This is a genomic window from Pseudomonas sp. (assembly GCF_040514055.1).
GTDB lineage: Bacteria > Pseudomonadota > Gammaproteobacteria > Pseudomonadales > Pseudomonadaceae > Aquipseudomonas.
On the sequence record NZ_JBEVDL010000011.1, the window covers coordinates 103,117 to 128,871 of the forward strand.

Below are 25,755 nucleotides of genomic sequence, written 5' to 3' on the forward strand. Positions count from 1 at the left end.
GCACAAAGCAGGCATAATAGCGCGTTCGTCGGTGCCCTTCGGGGCCGAAGAGGGAACACGCAAGAAGCGAGCGCGCTCGTTTCCCAAGCGTGGCTGCCCCCGCAACTGTATGCAGCGAGTCCGCCTGCCCTGTGCCACTGGTGTAATACACCGGGAAGGCCGCGGCGGACGTCGAGGCGCCGGGTCCAACTCGCGCCCCGGTAACTGCCAGCCAGGAGACCTGCCGACGAACCTGGTCGCGAGTGCAATCATCGGGCGGGGTGCCCCGATGCCGAGAGCCTTCCCCCGGGGAAGCCTTGTCAGGTCGCCGCGACGCCGTTGTTCGGTGACCTTTTTGGACAAAAGCCTGCCCCTGCCCGACCCCGCCCTCTCACGCCCTTCGGCGTGCCCCGGCCTGCTGCGCATCGTTCAGGCGCTGGACGGTGGCATCTGCCGGATCAAGCTGCTGGGCGGCCAGCTGCGCGCCGACCAGGCGCGGGCCATCGCACGCGCCGCCGAACGCCATGCCAGCGGTGTGCTCGAGCTGACCAACCGCGGCAACCTGCAGCTGCGCGGCGTACGCCCCGAACAGGCCCAGGCGCTGATCGACGACCTGCTGGCGGCCAGCTTGGGTCCCGACGGCGCCCGCGACCTGGCCGCCGCCGACGCGGTGCGCAACCTGATGCTCAGCCCCGCGGCCGGGTTCGACCCGGCGGCGCTGCTGGACACCCGTCCGCTGGCCCAGGCATTGCTGGCGCTGCTGCAGAGTGACCCCCGCCTGCACCGGCTGTCCGCCAAGTTCGCCGTGCAACTCGACGGCGGCGAGCGCCTAGCCATGCTCGACCACCCCCATGACCTGTGGATAACTGCGCTGCAGGGGGGGCCGGCGCCACTCTTCGGCTTCGGCCTGGCCGGCTGCCCGGCCAACCAGCCACCCCTGGCCGCCGTAACCGGGGAGCAGCTGGTGGCGTTGGTGCATCAGGTGCTGCTGACCTTTCTCGCGCTGGCCGGCCCCCAGCAGACGCGCATGCGTCACCTGCTCAGTCAGCTGTCCACCGACGACTTTATCCGGCAGGTGCAAAGCCGCCTGAGTTTCCCGCTGCTGCGCGATCCGGCCGTCACGACCTGGCGCCGGGTACCGGGGCCCGCCTGGGCGCACCTGGGCATCCAGCCCCAAGCCGACCCGGCCTTTTGCCAGGTGGGCGGCCAACCGCCGCTGGGCAGGCTCGACAGCCACCTGTTGCACCGGCTGGCCGAGCTGGCGGAACAACAGGGCGATGGCAGCCTGCACCTGACCCCCTGGCAAAGCCTGCTGCTGCCTCAGGTGCCCCAGGCCCGGGCGGCCGAGGTACTGAGCCAGTTGGAAAATCTCGGCCTGCTCTGCCACCCCGACCTGCCGCTGACACGGCTGATCGCCTGCAGCGGTGCCCGCGACTGCGCCAAGGGCCTGGCCGATACCAAGGCCGATGCCCGGCGCCTGGCGGACTTGCTGGCGACCCGACACCTGCCGTCGAGCATTCACCTGAGCGGCTGCCAGCGCAGCTGCGCCGCCGCCCACCCCGCCGCCTTTACCCTGCTGGCCGTGGCCGCCGGGCGTTATGACCTGTACCGGCGCGCGCCGGCGCAGCCCGGATTCGGCCATCCCCTTGGCCACCACCTTTCCCTTGAAGAGGCCAGCCTGTTGCTGGCCGCTGCGCCCGAATTGGACACAGACCGATGATCGATTACATCCGCGACGGCCAGGAAATCTACCGCCAGTCGTTCGCCACCATCCGCGCCGAAGCGGACCTGCGCGGCATCCCGGCCGACCTGGAAAAACTCGCGGTACGCCTGATCCATGCCTGCGGCATGGTCGACGTGGTCCGGGACCTGGTGTTTTCCCCCGGGGCCGGCCAGGCCGGACGGCGGGCCCTGGCCGCTGGCGCGCCGATCCTTTGCGATGCACGGATGGTCGCCGAGGGCGTCACCCGCAGTCGCCTGCCGGCGGACAATCCGGTGCTCTGCACCCTGCACGACGCCCAAGTGCCGCCCCTGGCCCAACGCCTGGGCAATACCCGCTCGGCCAGTGCCCTGGAACTCTGGCGAGCGCACCTGGAGGGCAGCGTGGTGGTGATCGGCAACGCCCCCACCGCGCTGTTCTACCTGCTGGAGATGCTCGATGCCGGCGCGGCGAAACCGGCGCTGATCATCGGCATGCCGGTGGGCTTTATCGGCGCCGCCGAGTCCAAGGAGCTGCTGGCCGCCGACAGCCGCGGCGTACCCTTTGTCATCGTCCGCGGCCGCCGCGGCGGCAGTGCCATGGCCGCCGCCGCGGTAAATGCCCTGGCCCCGGAGGGCGAATGATAAAGGGACGCCTGCTCGGCCTGGGCGTCGGCCCCGGCGACCCGGAGCTGATCACCCTCAAGGCCCTGCGCCTGCTGCAGGCCGCGCCGGTGGTCGGCTATTTCGTGGCCAAGGCCAAGGCCAGCAAAGGCCAGGGCGGCAACGCCTTTGGCATCATCCAGGGCCACCTGCGCGACGAGCAGCTGCGCCTGCCGATGGTCTACCCGGTGACCACGGAAAAACTGGCGCCGCCACTGAGCTACGAGGACATCATCAGCGACTTTTACGACGGCGCCGCCGAACAGGTGGCGTTGCACCTGGAAGCCGGCCGCGACGTGGCGGTGATCTGCGAGGGCGACCCGTTTTTCTACGGTTCCTACATGTACCTGCACGACCGCCTGGCCGAGCGCTACAGCGCCGAGGTGGTGCCCGGGGTCTGCTCCATGCTGGGCGGCGCAGCGGTGCTGGGCGTGCCGCTGGTCTACCGCAACCAGAGCCTGGCGGTGCTTTCCGGGGTCCTGCCGGAGGAGGAACTGAAGACTCGCCTGGCCGCCACCGATGCCGCCGTGGTGATGAAGCTGGGGCGCAACTTCGACAAGGTGCGCCGGGTGCTCGAGGAACTGGGCCTGGCCGACCGCGCCCTCTACGTCGAACGGGCGACCATGGACAACCAGCGCATCGTGCCGCTGGCCGAGGTCGAGCCCATGGCCTCGCCGTATTTTTCCCTGATCCTGCTGCCGGGGGAAAAATGGCGCGGCTGACAGCTCCCTTTCGACTTATCCACAGGAGCCGTTGCCATGGCTGATCTGCTGCCACCGGCCATCGTCATTCTCGGCCCCTCCGCCTTGGCCACCGCACGGCGTGTGCAGGCACTTTATCCACAGGCCAGTCTGCATAGGCAGCGCGGACGGATCAGCGATGCCGACGATCCGTACGGCGAACCCTACGACGACTTCGGCAGCCTGTTGCGCACCCTCTACCGCGAAGGTCGACCGCTGCTGGTGCTGTGCGCCGCGGGCATCGTAATCCGCTGCCTGGCGCCGCTATTGGCGGAAAAAGGCAACGAGCCGCCGGTGCTGGCCCTGGCCGAGGACGGTAGCGCGGTGGTGCCGCTGCTGGGCGGCCTGGCGGGGGTCAATCGCCTGGCCCGTGAAATCGCCGCGGCGCTGCAGGTCAGCCCCGCCATCACCACCAGCGGCGAACTGCGTTTCGGCACCTGCCTGCTCGACCCACCGGCGGGCTATGTGCTGGCCGACCTGGAGCAGGGCAAACATTTCGTGTCCGACCTGCTGGGCGGCGAGCCACTGCGCATCGAGGGCCATGCACCCTGGCTGGACGGGGCCGAGCTACCTGTGGATAACCTGGCCCAGCGGGTTATCCACATCAGTCCACACCCACGTCCACCCTCGGCCAACGAGCTGCTGATTTATCCACAGCGGGTGGCCGCCCTGATCGACCGCCCCGGGCCGCAGCTGCACCACGACCTGCTCGCCGCCCTGGACGACGCCGGGTTGGCGCCCCAGGCCCTGGCCTGTCTGATGGCCGATCCGCGCTGGATGGCCGACGCCAACCTGCAACGCACCGCCGCGCAGCTGAATGTGCCGCTGCGCTTTATCGAGCACGAGCAGCACCTGCCGGCCGTGCACCGCAGCTTCGCCCACCTGCGCCTGCTGCTGGCCGAGGCACCGATCGACCCCGCGCACATCGGTCGCCCCCGCGGCAGCCTGACGGTGGTCGGCCTGGGCCCGGGCGCCGCCGAATTTCGCGTGCCCGCCGCCAGCCTGGCGCTGCAGCAGGCCGAGGACGTGCTGGGCTATGAGACCTACGTGATCATGGCGGGGCCGTTCCGGACCGACCAATGCCTGCACCACAGCGACAACCGCGAGGAACTGCAGCGCGCCCAGCACGCCTTCGAACTGGCCGCCAGCGGCCGGCGGGTGGTGGTGGTGTCGTCTGGCGACCCCGGCGTATTCGCCATGGCCGCCGCGGTCCTGGAAGCCCTGGAAGGCTCAGCCGATCCCCGCTGGCACGGGGTGGAGCTGCAGGTGTTTCCCGGCGTCTCGGCGGCGCTGGCCTGCGCCGCCCGCGCCGGCGCACCTCTGGGCCACGATTTCTGCGTGCTGTCGCTGTCGGACAACCTGAAACCCTGGACCGTGATCGAGGATCGGCTGCGCCATGCCGCCGATGCCGACCTGGCCATGGCTTTTTACAACCCGATTTCCAAGGCCCGCCCCTGGCAACTGGGCCGTGCCCTGGAGATCCTCCGTGAGCGGCGCGACGGCGACACCCTGGTGGTGCTGGGCCGCGATATCGGCCGCCCCGCCGAACGCCTGAGCCTGACCAGCCTGGCCGCGCTGACGCCCGAGCAGGTGGACATGCGCACCCTGGTGATTATCGGCTCGTCCACCACCCGGCAGTTCCCCAGGGCCGACGGCGGTGCCTGGGTCTATACCCCGCGCAGTTACCCTTGATGCAGTTTCAAGCAGACTGCCCGGCATAGGTAGGGCGTACTCGCCGAAGGCGGTACGCCAGCGGACGTCCCAGGTGTAATGCAGACCGCGACCCGCGAACTGGGCCGTCGCTGGACCGCCTGCCGCAACCGCCCTAATTTCTCGCGGGTGCCGGTACAGGCTCGCGCCACCCCTGGTAAGCCGCCCGAACGAGTCGGCTTTCGCCACTCCATTGGAACCGCGTTTATGCGCCGCATCGCTCGCTATCTGCTGGTAACGGTTGCCGTGCTGGGCCTGGTCGTGGCCGCCCTGCCCTATGGCCTGTACTGCGCGGCGCTCAACAGTCTCGGTGCGCTGCCCACTGAGCCCACGCACCTGTACCCCTCTCGAGTCACCCGGGCGGCCTGGGTCATAAATGGCGGAACCGCGACCATGGTTACCAGGGATACGGGCCCCTGGGACCTGCTGCTGGCATTTACCAGCGACAGACCCCTTGAGCAGACAAGGCACTTGAGAAATGCCTCGATCGCAGCACGTTACTGGCGCTTGGGACACGAGAAGGGTGACGCCAGCACCTTGCACCGGCATCTGCAGGAAGCAGCGCTGGCACTCTGGATCAATCGCCACTGGTCAGCCGCCGCGATCGTTACCAGCGGTTTATCCAACGCCTATTACGGTCATGGAACCCAGGGCCTGGATGCCGCCGCACGGCGGTATTTCGACTTGCCTGTCAGCGAACTGCAACCGAACGAACTGGCGATCCTGCTGAACCTCACAAGAGGGCCCTCGCGGTTTGACCCCTGGTGCCAGCCGCAACGGGCACTGCAGGCATCACTTCAGCTGGAAGCGATACTTGGGGCTGAACCGCGCATTGGCGCAGTACCGGTAAGTCTCGCTGACTATGCCCTGCGGTTGCGGCCCGCCCCTGAAGGCAGTTGCGCGGGCTAACGCTGACCCGGTTCAGGTGGCTCGAGACGGCACCCGGATTGCCGCCGAATACGCCGCGCAAAAATGGACGGAACATCCGCGCATAAAAACAGGACAATCACACCCTGCATACATAACTATCAACTTGAGAGTTAACTATTACCCAAGCCGAACATCGCCTTGGTTGCGAACCGCTTCGATATCAAATCAATCGAAGCGAAACCAACTCTTTCCGCTGTCTAGCCTCTGGTTCCATCGAAGCGCCTGTATTAACAAGCGCGCGAGCGCGTTTATTACAACCAAATTCTGCGTGTTTACCGTGAACAACTTCGCCGCGATTTTCCGTATCTTAACCGGGCCGCGCACTGGGCTGCGGCCAGGGCCGCTCGCGCGGCTGCGCCCACCGGTCAGTGAGGGTAACGCCCTATACGGAGTTGGCATGGAACCTCTGGAAGCGCTCAAATCTTTTATACGCCCCCATCCGCTGCTCAATCCCGAGGCCGGAGATATCTTTACGCCCCAGGGGCATAACCGTATCCGCTTCTTTTTTATGGGCGGTTTTGTGGTCGAAGGCCAGGCCCCAGAACTGGAGATCAACTTCAATTCAGACAACCTGCTGATACTCGCCACCGGCGATTCGGTATATCGCTTCCTGCGCACCGCGCTGATCGGTTTCGAGTTGGTCAGGGACGAGGTGTATCTGCCGGTACGCGCCAAGGCCAAACGTCTGCATTAGGACTATCGCCGATACGACCTCGGGTGTTTTACCCTGGGTCTCCCGTTTCTGGCGAATCCCTCCCATGCACAAGGCTGACCGGCTTTTCCAGCTGGTGAATCTGATCCGTGCCCACCAGCCGATCACCGCGCAGCAATTGGCCCAGCGGATCGGTGTGTCGGTACGCACCATCTACCGCTATGTCGACGACCTGTCCGTCAGCGGCATTCCGCTGTATGGCGAAGCGGGGGTGGGTTATGCCTTGCACGAGAAGTTCGAACTGCCGCCGCTGACCCTCAGCCAGGACGAAATCGCCGCCTTGATGCTCGGCGTGGAGATGCTCTCACGGTCCACCGGCGATGCCCTGGCCGGGGCCGCCCAGACCCTGCTGGGCAAGATCGGCGCCGCGCTGCCACCCCATAGCCTGGACCCACGCAAGGCGACCCTGCGCGCCCTGGACAACCAGCCGCTGGCCACTGATCGACGCCACTGGGACCTGCTGCATCAAGCCATCCAGCAGCGCCAGGCGGTCGATATGGTTTACCTCAGCCTCGATGAAGCCCACTCACAGCGACGGGTGTTTCCGCTGGCGCTGTTCTACTGGGGCGACCGCTGGACCCTGGTCAGCTGGTGCCGGTTGCGGGTCGACTACCGCAATTTTCGCATCGACCGTATCGAGCGGCTGGTACTGACCGATGAAACCCAGCCGATGACCGCGGCGTTCAGCCTGGCCGACTATATGCGCCGCCACGCCGAGGCCTGGAAACTGCAAAACGAGCAAAACGTGCAAAATATCGCGGCCACCACTGACAGTACGCTGTCAGCAGCCCCCTCCTAAGCTGGCCCCTTCCCGTACCCCAGAAGGCGCTTCGCGATGCACGACAACTCCATACTGGAAGTGGCGATCTTTACCCTCAAGGCCGGCTTTCATGGCGACATGCCCGAGCTGCGCCGTGGACTGCGTAGCGCGCTGCGCGCATTCCCCGGCCTGGTGGAATTCCACGGCTACAGCCCGCTGCAGGATGAACGCTATTTTGCCGATATCGCCCGCTGGGACAGCCTGGAGCATGCCCAGGCCGCCGCCACCGCTTTCGCCCAGGGCGATCCACGGTTCGCGCCCTATATGCACGCCATCGAAGAGTTGGTGTTTATGGGGCACTTCCATGCCGATATCGCCTGAAGTGCCCAACAGCACCGACACCGCAATGACCCTCCGCTGCCAGTTCCTGGCCAGCCGCTGGGTCGAGACGGCTTACGAGCAGGGTCCCGGCAGCGGCAAACTGAGCCGGGCCGAAATCGATAATCAACTGAGCGGCGACCTGATCGGCCAAGGGTGGTTGCAATACCTGCTGTGTTACCCACCCGTCGAGGGCACTGCGGTGGCCTTTACCGGCTTTGAACGTCTGCAGGGCGACACGGCCTACGGTCCTGGCAGTCTGGTGGTGCAGCACGAGGGCGTATTCGATCCGGCCCGCGGTGTCAGCGGTCGACTGCGCATGCTCTCGGGCAGCGGCACCGGGGTATTTGCCGGTTTTGCCGGTGCGGGCGAGATCCGCGCCAAGGCGGGCGAGCATGGCGGCGAATACCGTCTGGTCCTGGAGAAAAGGGCCTGACGCGGGGGGGGCCAACCGGCATCTGTCGCTCACGGCCAACACCCGGAAATTGCCAACCAGCTGACAAATGTACACTGAAAAACAGGTATTTGGCCTTATAGTCCGCTAACCATCGTTTTAGCCGGTTGACAAGCCCCCCTTTGCTCGCACCAAATGCACGAGACGTATTTTTATCGATAGCAAAGGGAATTTGCCATGATCAATCTTCCCCTGGTTTTCATCGACTTCAGTCGCACTTCTGACTCGAACCCGATGACGCAGCGGACCTTAGCCCCAGACCAGCGCTTGCTGGATATTCCCCGTCGCAGCGCCGGCCCCGGTCCCCTCAGGTTCGACTGTCGCCCTCCGCACGCCCCTCCTCCCAACCGGCCAGGCCTGTTCCAGGCCCTCCTGTAGCCGCCGGCTGCTCCACTCAACTCAACTCAACTCGCTTTTCTGACATATGACAGTGACAACCTGACCACAGGCCGCTGCCATGGGCCAGTGCACGGCTGCGCCCCGATCCGCTGGATTATCTGGTTCAAGGAGAAACACCCCCAAGGACGAACCGCAAACCGCCGCTACCCCAGACCAGCTTTACACCGCACGAGCGCAGCTGCCGCGCGGGGTGGACCCGATCGTTTTTCATTATGATGGTCACTGTTATGTATATAGGAAAAGTCGCCAAACTGTCCGGCACTACGGTCAAGAGCATTCGTCACTACGAGGAGATCGGCCTTATCCCCCAGCCGCAGCGCGAGGGTAAATACCGCATCTACAGCCAGGAAAGCATTGACGTACTGGGGTTTATCAAGTGCGCGCAGAACTTGGGCTTCAAGTTGAAGGAGCTGCAGGAAATCCTCTGCAACTACGACGGCCGGGAATTTCCCTGGGACTTGGCGCAACAGGCGATCACCCGCAAGAAGGCCGAATTGCTGACCCAGATCGATACCGTACAGGCGCTCTACGATGGCCTGGTCGCGTTCGAGCAAACCCTCGAACACGCCAAGGAGGAATGCCATCTGGTCCGGGCAACGCAGCACGAGAAACAGTCCTCGGCGCGCAGCTGAAACCCGTGCTGGCCGGCCTGGCTGAAGCAAAGCGCCGCGGGGCTGCCACCGCAGCCCGCGCGAACGCGGGTGCGTGACAGTCTCCCGTGGCGCAGGCTTATGCCTAGACCGGCAGCGTGTCGCCGGCCGGGCAGGCTTGCTCCAGGGGTTCCACCGCGGCGAAGAACCAGGGTGAAATCAGCGTAACCACCAGGATGGTCATTACCCCGCTGGTGAACAGGGCCAGCGCGACCAGCGCGCCGAGGTCGATGATGGGCTTGAAGTTGGAGAACAACAGTGCCAGGAAACCGACCGAGAAGATCACCACATTGACCACCGTCGAGCGACCGACACTGTGCATGGCCTGGAGGATCGCCGCGTCGATGTGCAGCCCCTGCTGCACCAGCAGCTTGATGCGCGACAACAGGTGGACCGCGTAATCGACCACCCCGACCACCAGGAAGGTCACCAGCACGGTGCCAATGTTCAACTCGATTTTCAGCAGGTACATGCAGCCGTAGAGCGCCACCGAGGTGGTCAGCAACGTCAGCATGCCCAGGATGCCGAGGCGCACCGACTTGAGCCAGAACATCATCATCAAGGTCACCACCAGCAACGCCAGGGTGAAACTCAGCACCTGGCCCTTGGTGATTTCCTGCAATACGCCAGTCCAGATCACGGGCGTGCCCGCATGGGTGATCTCCAGGTTGGCCGGTTTGTTCACCGCCAGCCAGGCGTCCAGCCGGTTCAACAGGGCCTGATAGTCACTGGCCACCGAGGTGGTCATGGTGTAGAGCGTCAGGGCCTTGGAGTAGTCGGCGTTGAGCACGTTGTTCAAGTCCGAACCGCCGCCGTTCTCGAACAGCATCACGTGCTGGTCGATCAAGGCATTACCGTCGATATCGAAGGTTTCGCGCTGGCCGTCCTCGTTGACCGAGGTGACCTGCTCGCGGGCGTTAGGCACGCGCAGGTAACTGGGGTCCATGTCGTTCAACACCAGATTCATGCGCTTGACGTAGGTCGCCAGGGAGTAGCCGTAGCTGATATTCGGCTGTTCGCGCAGGAAGTGGTCGAGCTTGTCGATGAACGTCACCACCTCGGTGGTCAGGACCCCACGCGGCAGCTTGCTGTCTATCGCGATCCAGCCCGGCGCGGTACCGGCAACGTGGGCGTTGATGAACTCGTCGGAGATCCGAACCGGACTGTCCTTCTTGAAGTACACGATGCCCGAGTCCTCGATCGCGACAAAGAAGGTCAGCACCGTCATGACCGCCAGTACCGGAAGGGTCACCAGCAACGCGCCCTTGCGGTGGGCGATCAACCAGGCGCACAGGCGCACCAGCTGACGGGAAATGATCGACTCCTTGCGCACTTTCCGCTCGGTTTTCTCGTCCTTGCCCCAGAGCGAGATCCAGGCCGGGATCAGCAACAGCGAGATGATCAGCGCCGCCGTCAAGCCGATCGACATAAACAGGCCGAAGTTGCGAATGCCGACGATGTTGGTGGTGGTGGAAATCAGGAAGGTGGCCACGGTCGTCACGGTCGTCAGGACCACCGGCATGACCATCAGGCGCATGGTCTCGCGGTTGGCCTCGCGATTGCTCTTGCCCGCGTACTTCTGCTCATAGTACTCGGCCATGATATGGATCGCGTCGGAGCAGCAGATGGTGAACAGGAACACCGGCAGGACGCTGGTGAGCAGGTCGATGGGGACCTCGAACAACGCCATCAGGCCCAGGGTCCAGATAGTGCAGAAAAGGATGTTGAACAACGGCAGGATAACGCCCAGAGGGCGTCGGAAAAAGAACACCAACAGCGTCGTGACCAGCAGAAACACGATCGGAAACAGCAGCGCCAGGTCATGATCGATGATCTCCTGCTGCGCGGCGATAAAGATCGGCATGCCCGCGATGAACACCTCGTCCTTGAACTGCGGATGCTTGGCCTGGTAATCCGCGACTATCGCCCGCACCGCCTGGTAGGCCCGCAACTGTGCCTGGGCATCATCCTGTTTGGTGCCCAGTTCGGCCACCAGCAATGCCACCGACTTGTCGCGCGAAACCACCCCGTCGAGCATCAGCTCGTTGCCCATGATCTGCGCCTCGACCTCCTTGGGGTCCATGTCGTAGGCACGCAGGGTCTTGTGGATCAACAGCTCGCCGCTGTCGGTGAGCACGATGTTTTCCAGGTCGCCCATGGACGCCATTTCGCGGATCGGGTTGACGCGCTCGGCGAGGAAGGTCAGGAATTGTCGATCATGGGAGTCCCAGCCCTGGAGCTCCGCGTGGTCGCGCAGGGCCTTGGCCTTCTGGTAGTCATTCTGGCTCAGGCCATCCTGCAGGATCGCCCCGAGCAGCTGGCGGGCCGCCTCGTCAGAAGGGTGCTGGTCGACGATGCGCTGCAATTCGCGACCATCGTCCTCGTTGCTGAGGACGATCTGCCGGGCCGATTGCGACATCGAATACAGGGCGTTGAGGGTCTCCTTGTTGAACACGCCCTGGGGATTGTGCAGCGCGACCATGACCGAATCGAAGGTACCGGTGAACTCGCCTTGCAGGTCAATGATGGTCTTGCGCGCGGGATGCGACTCCTTGAGCAGGTAAGGGTTGGTGTCGGACATCAGCGAACCGAGCCCATAGATGAAGTAGGCGGTGATCGCCATCAGCAAAAAGATGATGGGCCGCGCGAAGCGTTCAATGAACTGCAGATATCTATCCATGATCGTCTGTTCCGGCGCTTACAGGGAAGAAACGGCGAAAGCCGGCACGTCGCCGGATTTCAGGCCGCGGCGAATGGCCGTCTGGGTGAACAACCGATCGTTCAACTCGACGTTGTACTGCAGGTGGTTGAAGCGCATTTCCGAACGGGTGCCGTCGATGAAGTGCTCGGTTTCGCTCAGCAGGATGCTGTCGATCTGATCCACGGTGCCCACCTCCTTGGTGCGCATCTGCTTGATCAACACGCCCTTCACGTCATAGAAATCCTGGCGCATCACCAGGTGGTTCTGCTTGTCGATCCACACCTTGAGTTTGTTGTAACCCGTCTTGGCCAGTACCTCGGGCGAGGCCGGTTCGCGCTCGATCACATAACAATCACGCTGCAGGATCTTCTCCTCGCCGATCAGGGTCTGGCGGTAATCCTTGACGCGAATCTTGTCCAGGTCGGCGTAGGAATACTCGCTGCCCATGAAGGAGCCGCGTTTGTCGGTGGTGGAGATCCGCCGGGTCTGGCGGCTCACCGGCAGGTACATCCACTGACTGTCTTCCTGGCCCAGCGCCTCATGGGGGTTTTCGATGTGGAAGGCGACGTCGCGCACATCGTTGGGCGTGGAGAAGTACATGGTGAATTTGTCGCTGTCGGCGTAGTCCTTTTGCAGGTAGGTGAACTCCCGGACGCGCGTATTACCGTTCTTGTCGTGGAGAATCAACGACACCTGCGACATGAAACTCTTGCCATCGTCGCGGTCACGCACCTGACTGATGATCTGGTCCGCGCTCAGGGTTTCGGCAGCACTCACCGAAGCGCCCAACATGATCAGGGCGGTGGCCGTCAGGCCTTTGAATAGCGGCGACATATAAAGCTCCTTGTGCTCTAGAAGGGGTAAAGGTCGGCCCGCTGATGGGCCGGTTTTTTCGGGTCAGAACAGGTAGCCGGCGGATACCCGTAATTGGTCGCGCCCGTCGTAGGCGCCGAACAGGCGGTCTTGCTTGCCGAAGAACAGGTCAACTTCCAGGCCCAGCTTCAGCCACTCGACCGGCTTGTAGGTGAAGATGCCTTGCACCAGGGCGTCATCCGCCGCCGGCGGCGAGAAGGCGAACACCAGGCGGGTTTTCAAGCGGTCCTGGGCGTGGGTACCCTCGGCGGACAGGGTGAACAGGTGGTCCCGTTCGTCCTGCAGCATGCCGGCCTGCCAATCGAGGATCTGCTGTTCCTGCCACTGTGCCGAGATCAGCCAATCGCGCCACAGGTAGTCGACACCCAGCAGCGACTTGAGCATCGGGCTCTGGTCGCTGCCCTCGCTACGGGTCGGGTTGGTCAGTCGCCAGTCGTTGAAATAGGCGATTTCACTGCGCACCACGATGCTGTGCCCGGCGTCGAAGGCGAAACCCGCACCGCCCATGGTGTAACGCGGAAATTGCCGCTCGAGGCGAATCCGCTGGTCGTCGGTCACGCCTTCGACGGCATACACCGGGTCCTGTTGCCGGGCATTGAGGAGCACGAAACTGGCGTCCAGGGCGCCAATACGACCATTGGCGCTCAGGCCGCTGGAAAAGCCCCGCGCGCCGTCATAGTCCGGGGTTGATTCGACCTGAAAGAACTGCGGATCCGGGGCGGCGAACAACGGCGCGTCGAATTCGCTGCCCGCCGTCGGTGCCTGGTTCTTCAGGAAATCGGTGATCCACAGCGCCTCCAGCTCCCACTCGCCGACCGGCTGGGTCAGGCGCACCATCGGCACCGCGATGCGGCTGTCCTCGAGCAACGCGGTCACGCCTTCGCGATAGTCCAGTGGGTTGATCTGGTCGAGCACCCGCAGCTCGTCCGCGCGCCCCCAAACCACCTGCTGCCAGCCCAGGGTCAGTTCGCCGTCACCGACGTACTGCCCCCAGTACAGGTGCCGCCAGTCGGCACTGATCCGATAGTCATCGCGGGCCTCGTCGCCATAGGGATTGCTGCCGTCGTAACGGGCGTCGTAGCGCACCCGGCCCTTGGCCTTGTAATACCCGCCATCCCAGGCGTCCTCCAGGGTCGCCTTGAAGTACAGGGCTTTTTGGGTGACCCGGTCCTCCCCGTGCAGACGCAGCGCGCTGGCCACCCCGATCTCGCCATCCCAGTAGACGCTCTCCGTATCGGCCTGGGCTGAGCCCAGGCCGCAAGTGGCCAGCACGGCAAGCAGGCCATGACATACACCTAGTCCACGCATGCCTACATCCCCAACCCGACGCCGCCGTCGATGATCAGGCTCTGAGCCGTGACGCCACCCGCCTCGGGGCTGGCCAGGTAGCGCACCATCGCCGCCACTTCTTCACCGAGGATAAAACGTCGCAGTGGCAGCCGACGCTTGGCCGTGCGCAGGATGTCCGCCAGTGCCTGCCCGGAGGTGCTGGCCTGCACCGCCAGTTCGTGCTGCAGCATCGGGGTGTCGACCCAGGCCGGCAGTATCGCGTTGACCGTGATCTGGCGCGGCGCCAGGTCCAGCGCCAGCGCCTTGGTCATGCCGACGATGCCGTGCTTGGAGGCACAGTAGGCGCTGTTGCGCACCTTGCCGGCACGCCCGAGGATGGACGCCATATTGACGATACGGCCGTGCCGGGAGAGCAGCGGCAAGCACAACGAGGTGACGTAGAAGGTGCCGTTGAGGTTGACCGCGATCACCCGCTGCCAGTTGTCCAGGTCTTCCGGTTCGTTCTCGTTGCAAATACCCGCGCTGTTGACCAGCACATCGATGTAACCCAGGCGTTTGCCCAGGTCGTTGAAGAGTGTCCGCAGGCTGGCCAGGTCGGCGATATCGGCGGCGTGGGTCTCGATGGTCGCCGCCGTAGGGTAATCGGCCACCCAACGCTGCAGCTCGTCCAGGTCCAGGTCGAGCAGCACCAGGCGGTTGCCGGCGTCGGCGGCGAAGTCTTGGGCGACCGCGCGGCCGATTCCCTTGGCCGCACCGGTGATCAGAATCGTTCTGGGTGCGCTCATGGCATTTTCAATCCGCCGTTGACCGGCAGCACTTCACCGGTCAGGTAATGGGCACGCTCGGCGATAAACAACACCGCCTCGGCGATCTCTTCGGGCTCGGCGTAGCGCTTGATCAGCAGACGCGCCTGGATCTCTTGCTCCAGGCTGCCGACCAGGGCCGCGCTCATCTCGGTATTGACGATGCCGGGGGCAACCGCGTTGACGCGGATATTGCGTGGCGCCAGCTCGACCGCCAGGGCCCGGGTCAGCGCCTCGACACCGCCTTTGGCGGCGGCATAGTTGCTCTGGCCCTTGCCAGGTTTCTGCGCCGCCACCGAACTGAGGTTGACGATGCAGCCGCTGCGCTGGCGCAGCATGCTGGGCAAGGCGCCTTGGCAACACAGCAAGGTGCCGATCAGGTTGGTCTGGATCACCTGGGCGATATCGCCCAGGGACAAGGTCGCCAACAAGCCGTCGCGGGTGATGCCGGCGTTGTTGACCAGCAGGTCGATGCGGCCGAACGCCGTCTCGATCCGCTGAAAAAACGCGCTGATGCTGCTCGCGTCGCCAACGTCGCACTGCAGCGCCAGGCATTGTCCACCTTGCCCCTCGATCTCGGCGCAGAGGGCGCCGGCGGCGGCCTCGTCGCGGACATAACTGAAGGCGACCCGGTAACCGGCGTTAGCCAGCGTTCTGACGATGGCCTTGCCGATTCCGCGGCTGCCGCCCGTCACTACCGCTATTTTGTCGTGCATGCCGCCTCCTTAAAGAGAGTTGTCCGTCTTGAACTGCGCCAGGCCGAAACCGTGAGTCGCGGCGATGGCACGGATCTGCTGGACCTGCTCGCGGCTGATGTCGCCGTACGAGTAATGCCCGCGCATGCCGGACAAGCCCATCAACACCGACTCGGCCATGCAGGCATACAGCTGGCCCTGCTTCAGGTAGGCGCGAACGTTGGGCGCCAAGCCATCACCGAGCGGCGTCTGCACGATGCCGCCGTGCATGTAGAGCAGGTCCGCGCGCTGGGACGGCAAGTCCTGGTCGACGTTAAGCGGCACCGCGATATCGCAGATCACGCTGTTTTCGGCGAAGTGCTCGGCCCCCAGGAAAGGCTGCGGGGCGTTCGCGGCGCACAGCACGATGCGCGCCCGCTTCAGGTCCTGCAGGTCGTTGCTGAGGGTGATAAAGGCGTTGGCACCGGCCTTCTCCTCGACGAACTGGAACAACCGCTGGCCGAGGTCGGCGCTGTCGCCATGCAGCTCCAGTAGACGATCCAGTCCCTCCAGTTGCTGCAGGCGGCCGGCCAACCGATCCTGCTCGGCACGTCCGGCGAGTATCGCCTTGGCGGCATCGGCATAGATCAGCTGGGCGGTCTTCTGCAGCCGCCGGATCGAACCATCACGACCGCTGCCAATCAGCAGCAAGTGATCGACCTTTTCCGACAGCAGGGAGGCGTAGGTCGAGGCGATATTGCCGGCCGCGCCGACCACCGCCGCGGTCTCCTCGCCAAGCACCAGGCCTTGTTGCAGGCAACCCTGCTCGATCGCCTCGAGCCCCATGCCGATGGTCAGGGCGTTGCCCGAGGTCAGTGCCATATCGGGTATCTGCAGCGCCTGGCAGTTGTTGGTCACGATGGAGGTGTACATGCCCAGGCCGGCAACCGAGTAGCCGTCGGCACGGGCATCGCGGATGCGTTCGGTGATCTCCTTGCGGATCGGCTCCAGGTTGCCGCTGGCGATATAGGCCGCCATGGCATCGGAGTCCATGCACAGCGGATAGAGGGTGAACTCCACCGCCACGCCCAGTCGCGAGCGGATCAGCACCGGCCCGATGGGAGCGGCGCGACGCTCGGGTGCCATGCGCTGGATAAACTGGCGCTTCTGCTCTGCCGTCAGGGCCGCCAGGGACGGGTCGACCTCGCTGAGCATGTCGGCGTCGATCAGGTGGTTGATAAAGGCCACACGGGCAACCACGCGGGTGCCCGGGTCAGACTTTGGGTCAGCCGGTTCCTCCCGAAAGCTCGTGTCACGGGGCGCCAGGGTGGGAATCAGATCGGCACAGACACCGGCGGCCAACGGGAAGGCATCACGCCGACGGAGCATTTCGCAGACGTTCTGCAGGGCCGCGATCAAGCCGTCCATTTCGCCATAGCCGATGCAGGCCGGCGGCTCCAGACGGATCACATTGGGGTTGCTGCCGGACGGCGCGACCCGTAGTTTTTCGTGCTGCAGCAGGTAACCGGCGATGATGTAGCCCAGGGCATCGTTGTACTGCGCCGAGGCCTGCACCAGCGAGCTGCTGCCGGTGAGGTCGTGCAGTTCGAACCCCAGCAGCAAACCGCGGCCACGGACATCGGCGATGACATCCGGATAGGCGGTCTGCAGTTCGCGCAGCGACGCCTTGAGGTAGTCGCCTTTCTTCTGCACGTCCTTCAGCATTTCGCTGTCATTGGCGTAGAGGCGCTCCAGGGCCGACAAGGCGAGACGGCACGACAGGTCGTCCTCGGCGAAAGTCGAACTGTGGATATAGCTGAAGTCGGGGTCGTAGTGGCTCTCGCGGATCAGCGTCACGGCGATCTTCGCCAGGCCGCCGCCGAGGGCCTTGGACAGGCAGTAATAGTCGCCGAGCAGCTTGAATTGGCTGCTCGCCAGCAGCGTGCCGGTGCGACCAAAGCCCGACTGCACTTCATCGAGGATCAACGGGCACTGCTGCTCGTTGCTGAAACGACGTACGGCCAGGTAGAACTCGGCGGCGAACTCATTGATGCCACCCTCGCCCTGAATCGGCTCGAGCAACACCGCGGTAATGGCGCTGAACCTTTGCCGGCGCACCTGCAGCTGCTCGCCGCTCCACTCCAGTGCCAGCCAGTCGCGCCGATGACGCTGCTGCAGGTCCTGCAACTGCTGCGGCTGCTGCGGATCGAGGAATTCGACCTGCAGGCCGAAACGCGAGAAAGGCTGGCGGTACTGCTTGCCATAGGTCAGCTGTACGGTATTGACCAGCTTGCCGTGGAAGCTGCCGCGCATGGCGACGAATACCGGCTCCGCGTGCAGCTGCGCCAGGTTGTGCTGGCGCACCGCCTCGACCAGCTGGCGCAGGGTCACGTAGTGCAGGTTGGCCGGCAGCAGACCCGCCGGCAGGTCGAGGTCCTCGACCTCCAGTTCGCGGTAGGCGCGGTCGCTGGCGGTCAATTGCGCAAGGGCGAAGTCCAGCTCGTCGAACTGCTTCTGCAAGGTCCGCTGGCGGCGATATTCGGCGTGTTTGACGGCGATTTCCACCGCCTCGGCGCCGCTGTTGGAGAAGGTCGAAATAAACCGTTCGCTGTTGTTCAGCTCACGGTTGAAGGCCTCGCTGAGCGCCCGTCCGAGCTCGCCGGCGGCGCCACGCACCGACATCTGGGCATTCATCGGTACGCCTTCGCCCAGCAACCGGCAGAGTTGTTCGACCAGTTGCGGGTCGTTGTGACCGAACAGCGCCGCGCCATAGCCACCGAGAAAATCGGTTACCGTCACTTCCGCGCCTTGGCGGTCGCGGTAGTAAAGCTTAGTGCCGGCGGCGCGATGGAACTCGCACTCCAGGCCCAAGGCCTGCATCAGCTCGACGTATTTGGGTCTTACGTAATCGCGGTAATCCATGACAGTACTCTCCTTGAAGGGATAAAAATTTTGGCGGCGGGGCAGGCGCGGATCAGCTGTCGCGCGGGTCGTCGCGGTACTCGAGCTGGTAACAGGCGCTAAAGCCGTTATCGTCGCGGTTGAGCACCGCACAGCGATGCAGGCGCGCGGGCCGGCTGGTGCCGGTGGCAAAGGGCAGGCCCTCGGCCACCGGCTGGCTCAGGCCGATGATCGGCGGCACGCATTGCGCCTGCAGGGCGCTGCGGGCCAGGATCAGGTCGACCAGGCTGGGCGCTGCGCTGAGCAGGCCCGTGACCGGCTGGATATTGGTGATGGCCTTGGGTTTGGCCTGCGCCAGGGTTTCGCACAGCTGCCGGTCGCGTTCGGGAATCGCGCTGCCACTGCACACCAGCAGGTCGACCGGGTAGGCGGGCAACTCCAGGCCGGACAACTCGGCATGCGCCGACAACCCGACCAATTGGGTCTGCCGGGCCCCCGGTTGATCCTCGCTGCGCCGCAAGATCAGCGCGGCCGCCCCCTCGCCGGCGATACCACCGGTACCGGCCTGGTCGAATGGCCGAAAGCTGTCCGCGCCGGTGGCACTGATCACACCTGCCTGGACCAGGGCCGAAAGCGCCATGGCGTCCAGTTCGCTGCCGGCACCGACCACGATCGCCACGTCGACGCGGTAACTGAGCAGGGCCGCGCAGGCTTCGCGCAAGGCGGCCTGATTGCCGGCGACGCCCTGCATATAGGCGTTGCACTCGCTCTCGAGTTTGTAGGCCAGGCTGACGATGCCGAGCAGGCAGTTGCTCAAGCTCTTGAGCACCAGAAAAGGTTCCAGGGCATGGTCCTGCAACACCCGCTTGGCCAGCTTGCGCGAGTCCAGTCCGCCTTGGGCCGCCGTGCAATCGCGCAGCAGGTCCGCGTAGGATTCCAGCGACGGGTGGGTATAACCCCCCTGGCAGCAATACAGGCCGAATGTCAGGCGATCCCGGCTCGGGTCGACCCCGGCTTCCTGCAGGGCCTGGCGAACGGCGCTGACCCCCCAGATCATCGACAGGGCACCATAGCGTTGCAGGTTCTGCGCGACGTCCTCGCGGCAGCGTTGATGGTCTTCTTGCGTCACATGGCCGAACGCGCTGATCCGCCGGCTGTGAAAATCCGCCGAGCGCAACGGTACTATGCCACTGCGGCCATCGCGGGCGGCCTGCCAGAAGCGCTCGGCACCCAGCCCGCTGGGCAGCACACAGCCCATGCCGGCGATGGCGATGGGATTGCTGAAACGAGCCATCAGTTGTCTCTCCGGTATTTGCCCAACGCCAACGAGGTGTTCAGCCCGCCAAAGCCGAACGAGTTGCTGAGGGCCACGTCGACCACTCGATCGACCGCCCGGTGGGCGCAGTAATCGAGGTCGCACTCGGCGTCGGGATGATCGAGGTTGAGCGTGGGCGTGATGCGGTCGTCACGGCACGCCAGCGCCGTGAGCATGATTTCCGGGGCCCCCGCTGCCGCGATCAAGTGACCGAACTGGGACTTGTTGGCGCTGACCGACAGCCGCCGAAAGTGCTCCTCGTGGGCGAAGACACGCTTGATCGCCAGGGTTTCGGTCGCATCGTTGAGCGGGGTCGAGGTGCCATGGGCATTGATCAGGTCGACCCGTCCCGGCGCCAACCCGGCGTCGTGCAGCGCCGCCCGCATGGCCAGCGCGGCACCGCGGCCCTGGGGATCCGGCGCGGTGACCTTGTAGCCGTCCAGGCTGCTGCCGTAACCGAGCACCTCGGCATAGGGCGTCGCGCCACGGGCCAAGGCCCGCTCGAGGGTTTCGAGCACGACAAAGCCGCCGCCTTCGCCGGCGATCAGGCCGCTGCGGTCGCGGTCGAACGGACGGCAGAGTTCGGCGCCCCAGCGTTGCTCGCTGCTCGCCGCGCCCAGCAGGTACAAGGCCCCCATGGTATCCAGGTTCAACACCGAGTCCGCCCCACCCGCCAGGGCGACCTCGACTTCACCCCGGCGAATCATCTGGAACGCATTGCCGATGGCCTGTGAGGCGCCGGCACAGGCACTGCTGATATTGATCAGCGGCCCCTCGCAGCCAAAATCGGCCGCGATGACCCGAGCCAGGCGGTCGTTGCTCTGACGCAACGAACCATCGGCGTGCACCTGCTCGGCGCGGCGCATCAGGTGACGCCAGTCGGCGCCCTCGCGCGGGTCCGCGGCCAGAGCCAGACGCATGTCCTCGAGCATATGCTGGGGCGCCCCAGAGGCGCAGAGCACCGCCGCCTCGCGCAACTGCGCAGGCTCCAGGCCACTGTCGGCCACCGCCTGGCTGGCGGCGATCCAGCCATAGCGGCTGCGTTTCTCCAGGGCCGTGTGCCAGGCCCGGTGATTTTCCAGGTAAGCCGGCAACAGCTGCATGTCCACCGCGGCGGCGTAGCGCACCGGGAAACTGCCGTCTTCGACCCCTTCGGGTTGCCAGGCACGGATGCAGTGCCCGCCGTCCAGCATGCGGGCCCACATGTGCTGCCATTCGAAGCCAAAACCGGTTACCGCACCCATGCCGGTTATCACGATCCGTGTCGCACTCATGCCTGTTTCTCCCTGTTCTCGATCGCCAGCAGCAACGCGCCACAGTGGCCGGCCCGGCTGCGCGTCATCAACAGGGCATAGCCCTGCCCCGGCGCTCGATCGGCGCCCAGGGCATAGGCGATCTCGGTCAGCAGGGCGCTGGCGCCGAGCTCACCGGTCACGCCGCGACTGCTGCGCAAGGGCCCGACCGCACCCAGCAGTTCAGCCAGGACCGCATCCTGCGGATCGGCCACCACCAGCCGGAGGTCGTTCAGGCACAATTTCTGCGCACCCAGCGCCTGGTTGAGCACCCGCTCGGCGACCAGCCTGGACCGCGCCGAGTCGGCGCAATAGGCACGGGCGAACCCGGCAATGCGCACCACCTGCGTGGCGCCCGGCGTGGGGGCCGTCGCCAGCAACAGCGCCGCCGCCCCTTCGCCATAGAGCGGAGCATCGGCCAGCGGGCCATCGCGCAGGTAAAGGGCCGGGGTGAGGTTCGGGCTGCTGCTGACCACCAGTGCCGCGTCCGCGCGCTGCTCGGCGATTTGCACGACGGCCTCGATCAGTGCGTCGAGCCCGGCGTTGCCCTGGGAGCAGTAGCCGCCCATGGCGCCATTGCACTGCAGCGCCTCCGCCACATAGGCCATCACGCTGCTGTTGAGTAACGTGATGGCGTGCAAGGGCGGGGTGTTGGCGAACAACTGGCCAAGCAGTTTGTCCGGTTGCCGCTGGATGGCCTCGACCGCCTCCCAACAGGGGCTCGGTGCATCCACTTCCGGGATCGCAGCGGTCAACGCGATGCGCTCCGGCGCCAACTGCAGCGCCTGCAACGGTGCTGCCAGGCGGGCAACGCACTGCAGCAGGCGGAGGCCCTGGGGTTCGACGCTGCGCTGGATCTTGCGGTCGAACAGCTCCGCTGCCAGACGTGGCGTGGCCAGCGCATGGGCCAGCAGGCTCGAGTCGAACGGCAACGGCTGCGCGACAGGTGCCGGGCCCTGCAAATCGGCGCATTCGGCGCCTGCGGCATTCAGCACGGCGACTTCGAGCAGGTAGATCGAACGTGTGCACAGATCAACCATGCTCAGGCCCTCCCCAGAACGATGGAGCTGTTGACGCCCCCGAAACCGAAGGAATTGGACAGCACCACGCCGATCGACTGGCGCATCGGCTGAGAGAGGAAACGCAGCTCGGGATATTCCGCGCCGCTTTCCTCGTAGTTCAGCGTTGGCAACAGCACCCCATCACGCAGGCTGATCAATGACAGCACGGCTTCCAGGGCCCCGCTGCTGGCGAGGGAATGGCCGATGGCCGACTTGTTCGCGGTCAGCGTGACGTTCTCCAGCATCGAGCCGAACACCCGCTTCAGCGCCAGGGCTTCGCAGCTGTCGTTGGCCTGGGTGGAAGTGCCATGGGTGTTGACGTGCTGCACGGCGTAACGCAGGAGCCCGGCATCCTCGATGGCCGCCTCCATGCAGTGCTCGTACTTGCTGCCGTCGCGACTGCTGGAAGTCATTTTTTCCGCCTCGCAGAAATTGGCGTAGCCCAACACCCGCCCCAGCGGTTTGGCCTGACGCCGTTCGGCATGCTGTTTCGATTCGAGCACCAACAAGGCCGCGCCCTCGCTCAACACGAAGCCACAGCGGTCGCGCATAAAGGGCCGGCTCTGACTGGCCACTGGCAGCTCGGCTTTCGCGCAGAGCGCACCCAGGCTGTTGAACATGTAGTAGGGCAGTTCGTTGGCCATCAGCTCGACCGCGCCACAGATTGCCAGATCGATTTCGCCACGCTCGATCGCCCGGTAGGCGCTGCCAATGGCAACGGTACCGGCCGCGCACGCGTCCGAGTGAGTGGAAATGTGATCGCGAATGCCCAGGCTTTCTGCCAGATGGAACGTCTGCTGGTCCACCCGTCGGGCAAACGGATGCTCCGCCTGTTCCTGCCGTTGCAGGTATCGATCCAGGTCCAGGCTGCCGTTGTGGTCCATGCACAGGCTGACTTGATCCAGGTCCTGGCTGGTGGCGCAGTACTTGTTCGCCCCGAGAAACAACCCGCTGGAGACCGTGCGAAACGCCGTAGCGCTCAGGCCGGCATGGCGCAAAGCCTGTTTTGCCACGTATTCAGCCAACACCGCTTGCCGTGGCTGTTTACCCGCATCGCCGTGGAAACCCTGGTACAGCTGCTGCCACTGCTGCTCGTCGATATAACCGGCGGCCGTATTGGGAAACCCCAACTCGGCGAACAATGGGTGCTCGCGCACGCAGGAACGTTTTTCGCAGATCCGCTGGAATAAGGTCTCGGCGTCCAACACTGAAGGTGCCACCAGGCCGAAGCCGGTGACGTAGACTTCACGCGCGCGCACTAGGCGGTCTCTTGGATGTTCGCCGCGACGAACGTCTCCACCAAGCGACGCGAGATATCATCACCGTCCGCCGGGGTCAGGCGCGCACTGCAGGCGCCGCAGACAACCTGCTCGCGTTCGTTCAACAGGGCATGCGCGGCACCACATTCCGGACAGGTCTCCGGCAGATAATTGAAGAGGTTGTGGCACTGCTGCGCCCAATTGCGCACTGTGGTCACGGCAAAGACCTGGGCGGGCTTTATCCCTACCCGCAGTTGGCCTGGCCCGTAGGCGCTCAGGCTGTCTTCCAGCAGCGCCTGGCCGGTCGCGGTCAGGCCGCGCTCATCAACGAAGGCCTGCAGGTCGCCGCAAACGGCCACCGCATGGTCCAGCACATTGGTTTTCGGCAGGGTGCAGCCGTAGTGACGACCGAGCTGGAAGCCCAGGTCGACGATATCCAGAGAGTCGGCGGAGAGGTCTTCGATCAAGCTATTGTCGGCGTCGATCATATCGGCATCGATCACCAGCAGCTGCGCGAGGATTTCACGGGTTTTGACGATTACGGCATCCAGTTCCAGCGGATTGTTCATGGTGCAACTCCTTATATGTCCATAGGCCTAACTTCGTCGTACCGCAGCGATAAGCAGCTTATCGGCGGTGGACGTACTCTAAACTCTCCCCCTTAGGGCAGAGTCAAGCCCCCGTGGAGCGCGGCGTCAGGCCCGGACAAAAAGGAATTAAATCAACCTATTCATACACTTACGTGCAAATTCAGAGCAAACGAATGAATGCCGAAAATACGCTTCGGTGCGACATGAGCCGGGCGTCACACAACCGGCAAGGCGCGATCGGCAGCCCCGGCTGCCAGCGCTACTGGCCCGGCCGGCCGCTGCGGCGGGAGCTCGGACCGTTATTCGGAACCCTTGAGGACCCCGAGCCACGCGGCATCGAACGGCGCGACGGCGTGGCCCTGGAAATAGAACTGCCGCCCATCCCAGGCATCGATACCCTGGTGCGGGCGACCATCGGCGAACACCGAGAAGCTGCCGGCCTGGGCGCCGTCCACCGTTCGCTCGCGCCAGCGGACGTGGCCATCGCTGATGCTGTAATGCCAGTCCAGCACCCTCACCGCGTGGCCGGCGCCCAGGTCGAGGGCATGAGTGCCGGCTGGACCGGGCGGCAGGTAATAGAGATGCCCGTCGGCCAACACGTGCCGCGGCCCCTCGGCAAAGAAGCGCAGCGCACCTACGGTGGTTTTCACCGGTACCCAGTAAAAGCGCTCCTGGCTCACCAGCAGGTGCTGGTTCAACAGTGCCCAGAAACCATTGCCTTCGATCTGCCGCAGCCCCGGGTAATGAATCAGGGCATTGCCGCCGCCCAGGTCCTTGCGCTGCACCTTGAAGTGTGCCGCCAAGGGGTTGGCCTGGCGCGGGGCATAACCCAGGGTGTAGAGGTCACCGTCGTTGCGCAGCACCAGGCTGTCGAGCGGCAGGGCGAGCACCGCCAAATCGGCGGCGGGCTGGATCGGCAGTCTCTCGCCCATAAAATAGAGGTGCCGACGGTCGGTGGCCAGGTAGGGCGTGCGCTGCGGCGCCACCAGCGCCAGCTGCGCCGGATCGGCCTCGGGCAAGCGGCGTAAAAGGTAGGGCTCGCCCTCGGGAAATTCACCATACCAGGCGCCATGGGCGTCCACCATGTAATGGCGGCCGACCAGTCGTGCACTGCCGGCGTCCAGCTCGACGATCCGCTGGGCCTGGCGATAGACATGGCCGCCGTCCACGGCGAAGGCGAAACCGGCATGCCTGATCTGGAAACCTTCGGGGTCGGCCTGCTCCAGCCGCGCGGCAGCGTAATAGACACGCTGCCGATCCCGGCCATAGTGCTCGGCAAGCGGCCGGAAGCTGCCCACCTCCACCCCCACCAATGGCTGCATGCCCAGGGCCAGCCAATTGCCGCCGGCGGCATAGCTGATACGCCCGCCGTCGATGAAGTAACTGCTGCTGATCCGTCCATCCACCAGCCGCCCAGGTCCGCAACCGCCCAGCAGCAGCGAAAAACCGACGACCAACGATAGCCAGCGGGCAAGCCGTGGCAGGACCTGGCGCCCGTCCATAGTCGTTCCCGGTGATCAATAGACCTGCAGAGTCTAGCCGGCGCCCAAGGCGCCCGTTGACACCAGCCCATGGAACACGCCAGCACAGCCCTCCCAGTCGGTTACCCACAACTTATCCACAGGCACCCCGCGCGGTGGATAAGCACAACATCATCCTCCCGACGCGAGGTGCTTTGGCGAATTGCTTAGACCTATAGGCGATACCCCACAGGACCTTTAACCGGGGTTGCAGGCCCTGGCCACATACGCTGGGCGGTCACTGCGCCGCGCGCCGCGACTACCCTACGTCCTCGCCGAGCGGAGCCCTGGATTGCTGGGCGTCAAGGCGGTTTCACGGGCTGTTACCCACAGACTTATCAACAGCTTTACCCACAAGGATCGCGCCGACCGATCAAGGCCAGGCGCAGGTCGACAGGCTTCG

At 64.7% G+C, this 25,755-nt stretch carries 22 protein-coding genes and 1 riboswitch; of the genes, 10 read left to right on the plus strand and 12 right to left on the minus strand.

Annotated elements, in window-relative coordinates; translation table 11 throughout:
- Nucleotides 1–12 precede the first annotated feature (12 nt).
- A riboswitch (cobalamin riboswitch) is annotated at nt 13–242 on the plus strand.
- A 92-nt stretch (nt 243–334) separates the two neighbouring features.
- The 10 genes from cobG to ABWY06_RS03255 all read left to right on the plus strand — a co-directional run bounded on the left by cobG (nt 335) and on the right by ABWY06_RS03255 (nt 9,055).
- Nucleotides 335–1,699 (plus strand): precorrin-3B synthase, encoded by a 1,365-nt coding sequence (cobG, locus tag ABWY06_RS03210; protein ID WP_353924121.1) that lies wholly within the window; start codon nt 335–337, stop codon nt 1,697–1,699.
- Entirely contained in the window at nt 1,696–2,322 is a 627-nt protein-coding gene (locus ABWY06_RS03215) for a precorrin-8X methylmutase (protein ID WP_353924122.1), read from the plus strand. Before cobG ends, ABWY06_RS03215 begins: the two co-directional genes overlap by 4 nt.
- A complete protein-coding gene (locus ABWY06_RS03220) occupies nt 2,319–3,062 on the plus strand; it encodes a precorrin-2 C(20)-methyltransferase (RefSeq protein ID WP_353924123.1) in 744 nt (247 codons plus the stop codon). Before ABWY06_RS03215 ends, ABWY06_RS03220 begins: the two co-directional genes overlap by 4 nt.
- Before the next feature lie 36 nt (nt 3,063–3,098).
- On the plus strand, nt 3,099–4,772 hold the full coding sequence (cobJ, locus tag ABWY06_RS03225) for a precorrin-3B C(17)-methyltransferase (RefSeq protein ID WP_353924124.1): 1,674 nt from the start codon (nt 3,099–3,101) through the stop codon (nt 4,770–4,772).
- Nucleotides 4,773–4,997: 225 nt separating this feature from the next.
- On the plus strand, nt 4,998–5,699 hold the full coding sequence (locus tag ABWY06_RS03230) for a transglycosylase domain-containing protein (protein ID WP_353924125.1): 702 nt from the start codon (nt 4,998–5,000) through the stop codon (nt 5,697–5,699).
- A 418-nt stretch (nt 5,700–6,117) separates the two neighbouring features.
- Nucleotides 6,118–6,414 carry a hypothetical protein gene (locus ABWY06_RS03235; RefSeq protein ID WP_353924126.1) on the plus strand — a complete coding sequence of 99 codons (297 nt, stop codon included), beginning with the start codon at nt 6,118–6,120 and terminating at the stop codon, nt 6,412–6,414.
- Between the two features lie 64 nt (nt 6,415–6,478).
- Nucleotides 6,479–7,231, plus strand: coding sequence for a helix-turn-helix transcriptional regulator (locus tag ABWY06_RS03240; RefSeq protein ID WP_353924127.1), 753 nt, complete (start codon nt 6,479–6,481; stop codon nt 7,229–7,231).
- Nucleotides 7,232–7,267: 36 nt separating this feature from the next.
- On the plus strand, nt 7,268–7,573 hold the full coding sequence (locus ABWY06_RS03245; protein ID WP_353924128.1) for an antibiotic biosynthesis monooxygenase family protein: 306 nt from the start codon (nt 7,268–7,270) through the stop codon (nt 7,571–7,573).
- On the plus strand, nt 7,557–8,006 hold the full coding sequence (locus tag ABWY06_RS03250) for a DUF3224 domain-containing protein (RefSeq protein WP_353924129.1): 450 nt from the start codon (nt 7,557–7,559) through the stop codon (nt 8,004–8,006). Before ABWY06_RS03245 ends, ABWY06_RS03250 begins: the two co-directional genes overlap by 17 nt.
- A gap of 644 nt (nt 8,007–8,650) precedes the next feature.
- A complete protein-coding gene (locus ABWY06_RS03255; RefSeq protein ID WP_353924130.1) occupies nt 8,651–9,055 on the plus strand; it encodes a MerR family transcriptional regulator in 405 nt (134 codons plus the stop codon).
- A 103-nt stretch (nt 9,056–9,158) separates the two neighbouring features.
- On the opposite strand, the gene ABWY06_RS03260 is transcribed toward ABWY06_RS03255, so the two are convergent.
- The 12 genes from ABWY06_RS03260 to ABWY06_RS03315 all read right to left on the minus strand — a co-directional run bounded on the left by ABWY06_RS03260 (nt 9,159) and on the right by ABWY06_RS03315 (nt 25,334).
- Nucleotides 9,159–11,753 carry an efflux RND transporter permease subunit gene (locus ABWY06_RS03260; protein ID WP_353924131.1) on the minus strand — a complete coding sequence of 865 codons (2,595 nt, stop codon included), beginning with the start codon at nt 11,751–11,753 and terminating at the stop codon, nt 9,159–9,161.
- Nucleotides 11,754–11,771: 18 nt separating this feature from the next.
- Complete coding sequence (locus tag ABWY06_RS03265; RefSeq protein ID WP_353924132.1) at nt 11,772–12,608, minus strand: outer membrane lipoprotein-sorting protein; 837 nt, start codon at nt 12,606–12,608, stop codon at nt 11,772–11,774.
- A 63-nt stretch (nt 12,609–12,671) separates the two neighbouring features.
- Nucleotides 12,672–13,955 (minus strand): DUF1302 family protein, encoded by a 1,284-nt coding sequence (locus ABWY06_RS03270; RefSeq protein ID WP_353924133.1) that lies wholly within the window; start codon nt 13,953–13,955, stop codon nt 12,672–12,674.
- Between the two features lie 2 nt (nt 13,956–13,957).
- Nucleotides 13,958–14,722, minus strand: a complete 765-nt coding sequence (locus ABWY06_RS03275) for an SDR family NAD(P)-dependent oxidoreductase (protein WP_353924134.1) — start codon at nt 14,720–14,722, stop codon at nt 13,958–13,960.
- Nucleotides 14,719–15,456: a 3-oxoacyl-ACP reductase family protein gene (locus ABWY06_RS03280; protein WP_353924135.1), complete on the minus strand. Its 738-nt coding sequence runs from the start codon at nt 15,454–15,456 to the stop codon at nt 14,719–14,721. Before ABWY06_RS03280 ends, ABWY06_RS03275 begins: the two co-directional genes overlap by 4 nt.
- 9 nt (nt 15,457–15,465) lie before the next feature.
- Entirely contained in the window at nt 15,466–18,336 is a 2,871-nt protein-coding gene (locus ABWY06_RS03285) for an aminotransferase class III-fold pyridoxal phosphate-dependent enzyme (RefSeq protein WP_353924136.1), read from the minus strand.
- A gap of 52 nt (nt 18,337–18,388) precedes the next feature.
- The gene (locus ABWY06_RS03290; RefSeq protein ID WP_353924137.1) at nt 18,389–19,609 is read right to left on the minus strand and encodes a beta-ketoacyl synthase N-terminal-like domain-containing protein; all 1,221 of its coding nucleotides are present in this window, start codon (nt 19,607–19,609) and stop codon (nt 18,389–18,391) included.
- Complete coding sequence (locus tag ABWY06_RS03295; RefSeq protein WP_353924138.1) at nt 19,609–20,904, minus strand: beta-ketoacyl-[acyl-carrier-protein] synthase family protein; 1,296 nt, start codon at nt 20,902–20,904, stop codon at nt 19,609–19,611. Before ABWY06_RS03295 ends, ABWY06_RS03290 begins: the two co-directional genes overlap by 1 nt.
- Entirely contained in the window at nt 20,901–21,962 is a 1,062-nt protein-coding gene (locus ABWY06_RS03300) for a beta-ketoacyl synthase (protein WP_353924139.1), read from the minus strand. Before ABWY06_RS03300 ends, ABWY06_RS03295 begins: the two co-directional genes overlap by 4 nt.
- A 2-nt stretch (nt 21,963–21,964) precedes the next feature.
- Nucleotides 21,965–23,242, minus strand: a complete 1,278-nt coding sequence (locus ABWY06_RS03305) for a beta-ketoacyl-[acyl-carrier-protein] synthase family protein (protein WP_353924140.1) — start codon at nt 23,240–23,242, stop codon at nt 21,965–21,967.
- Nucleotides 23,242–23,811, minus strand: coding sequence for an acyl carrier protein (locus ABWY06_RS03310; protein WP_353924141.1), 570 nt, complete (start codon nt 23,809–23,811; stop codon nt 23,242–23,244). Before ABWY06_RS03310 ends, ABWY06_RS03305 begins: the two co-directional genes overlap by 1 nt.
- Nucleotides 23,812–24,131: 320 nt before the next feature.
- Nucleotides 24,132–25,334, minus strand: a complete 1,203-nt coding sequence (locus tag ABWY06_RS03315) for a DKNYY domain-containing protein (RefSeq protein ID WP_353924142.1) — start codon at nt 25,332–25,334, stop codon at nt 24,132–24,134.
- Nucleotides 25,335–25,755: the final 421 nt, after the last annotated feature.

Excerpts from the sequence above, each read along its gene's own strand:
- ABWY06_RS03215 (WP_353924122.1), top strand. The coding sequence starts at position 1,696 with ATGATCGATTACATCCGCGACGGCCAGGAAATCTACCGCCAGTCGTTC.
- ABWY06_RS03240 (WP_353924127.1), top strand. The coding sequence starts at position 6,479 with ATGCACAAGGCTGACCGGCTTTTCCAGCTGGTGAATCTGATCCGTGCC.
- ABWY06_RS03245 (WP_353924128.1), top strand. The coding sequence starts at position 7,268 with ATGCACGACAACTCCATACTGGAAGTGGCGATCTTTACCCTCAAGGCC.
- ABWY06_RS03275 (WP_353924134.1), bottom strand. The coding sequence starts at position 14,722 with ATGAGCGCACCCAGAACGATTCTGATCACCGGTGCGGCCAAGGGAATC.
- ABWY06_RS03235 (WP_353924126.1), top strand. The coding sequence starts at position 6,118 with ATGGAACCTCTGGAAGCGCTCAAATCTTTTATACGCCCCCATCCGCTG.
- cobJ (WP_353924124.1), top strand. The coding sequence starts at position 3,099 with ATGGCTGATCTGCTGCCACCGGCCATCGTCATTCTCGGCCCCTCCGCC.
- ABWY06_RS03260 (WP_353924131.1), bottom strand. The coding sequence starts at position 11,753 with ATGGATAGATATCTGCAGTTCATTGAACGCTTCGCGCGGCCCATCATC.
- ABWY06_RS03220 (WP_353924123.1), top strand. The coding sequence starts at position 2,319 with ATGATAAAGGGACGCCTGCTCGGCCTGGGCGTCGGCCCCGGCGACCCG.
- ABWY06_RS03310 (WP_353924141.1), bottom strand. The coding sequence starts at position 23,811 with ATGAACAATCCGCTGGAACTGGATGCCGTAATCGTCAAAACCCGTGAA.
- ABWY06_RS03280 (WP_353924135.1), bottom strand. The coding sequence starts at position 15,456 with ATGCACGACAAAATAGCGGTAGTGACGGGCGGCAGCCGCGGAATCGGC.
- ABWY06_RS03290 (WP_353924137.1), bottom strand. The coding sequence starts at position 19,609 with ATGGCTCGTTTCAGCAATCCCATCGCCATCGCCGGCATGGGCTGTGTG.
- ABWY06_RS03295 (WP_353924138.1), bottom strand. The coding sequence starts at position 20,904 with ATGAGTGCGACACGGATCGTGATAACCGGCATGGGTGCGGTAACCGGT.
- ABWY06_RS03265 (WP_353924132.1), bottom strand. The coding sequence starts at position 12,608 with ATGTCGCCGCTATTCAAAGGCCTGACGGCCACCGCCCTGATCATGTTG.
- ABWY06_RS03315 (WP_353924142.1), bottom strand. The coding sequence starts at position 25,334 with ATGGACGGGCGCCAGGTCCTGCCACGGCTTGCCCGCTGGCTATCGTTG.
- ABWY06_RS03285 (WP_353924136.1), bottom strand. The coding sequence starts at position 18,336 with ATGGATTACCGCGATTACGTAAGACCCAAATACGTCGAGCTGATGCAG.
- ABWY06_RS03270 (WP_353924133.1), bottom strand. The coding sequence starts at position 13,955 with ATGCGTGGACTAGGTGTATGTCATGGCCTGCTTGCCGTGCTGGCCACT.
- ABWY06_RS03230 (WP_353924125.1), top strand. The coding sequence starts at position 4,998 with ATGCGCCGCATCGCTCGCTATCTGCTGGTAACGGTTGCCGTGCTGGGC.
- ABWY06_RS03250 (WP_353924129.1), top strand. The coding sequence starts at position 7,557 with ATGCCGATATCGCCTGAAGTGCCCAACAGCACCGACACCGCAATGACC.
- ABWY06_RS03300 (WP_353924139.1), bottom strand. The coding sequence starts at position 21,962 with ATGGTTGATCTGTGCACACGTTCGATCTACCTGCTCGAAGTCGCCGTG.
- ABWY06_RS03255 (WP_353924130.1), top strand. The coding sequence starts at position 8,651 with ATGTATATAGGAAAAGTCGCCAAACTGTCCGGCACTACGGTCAAGAGC.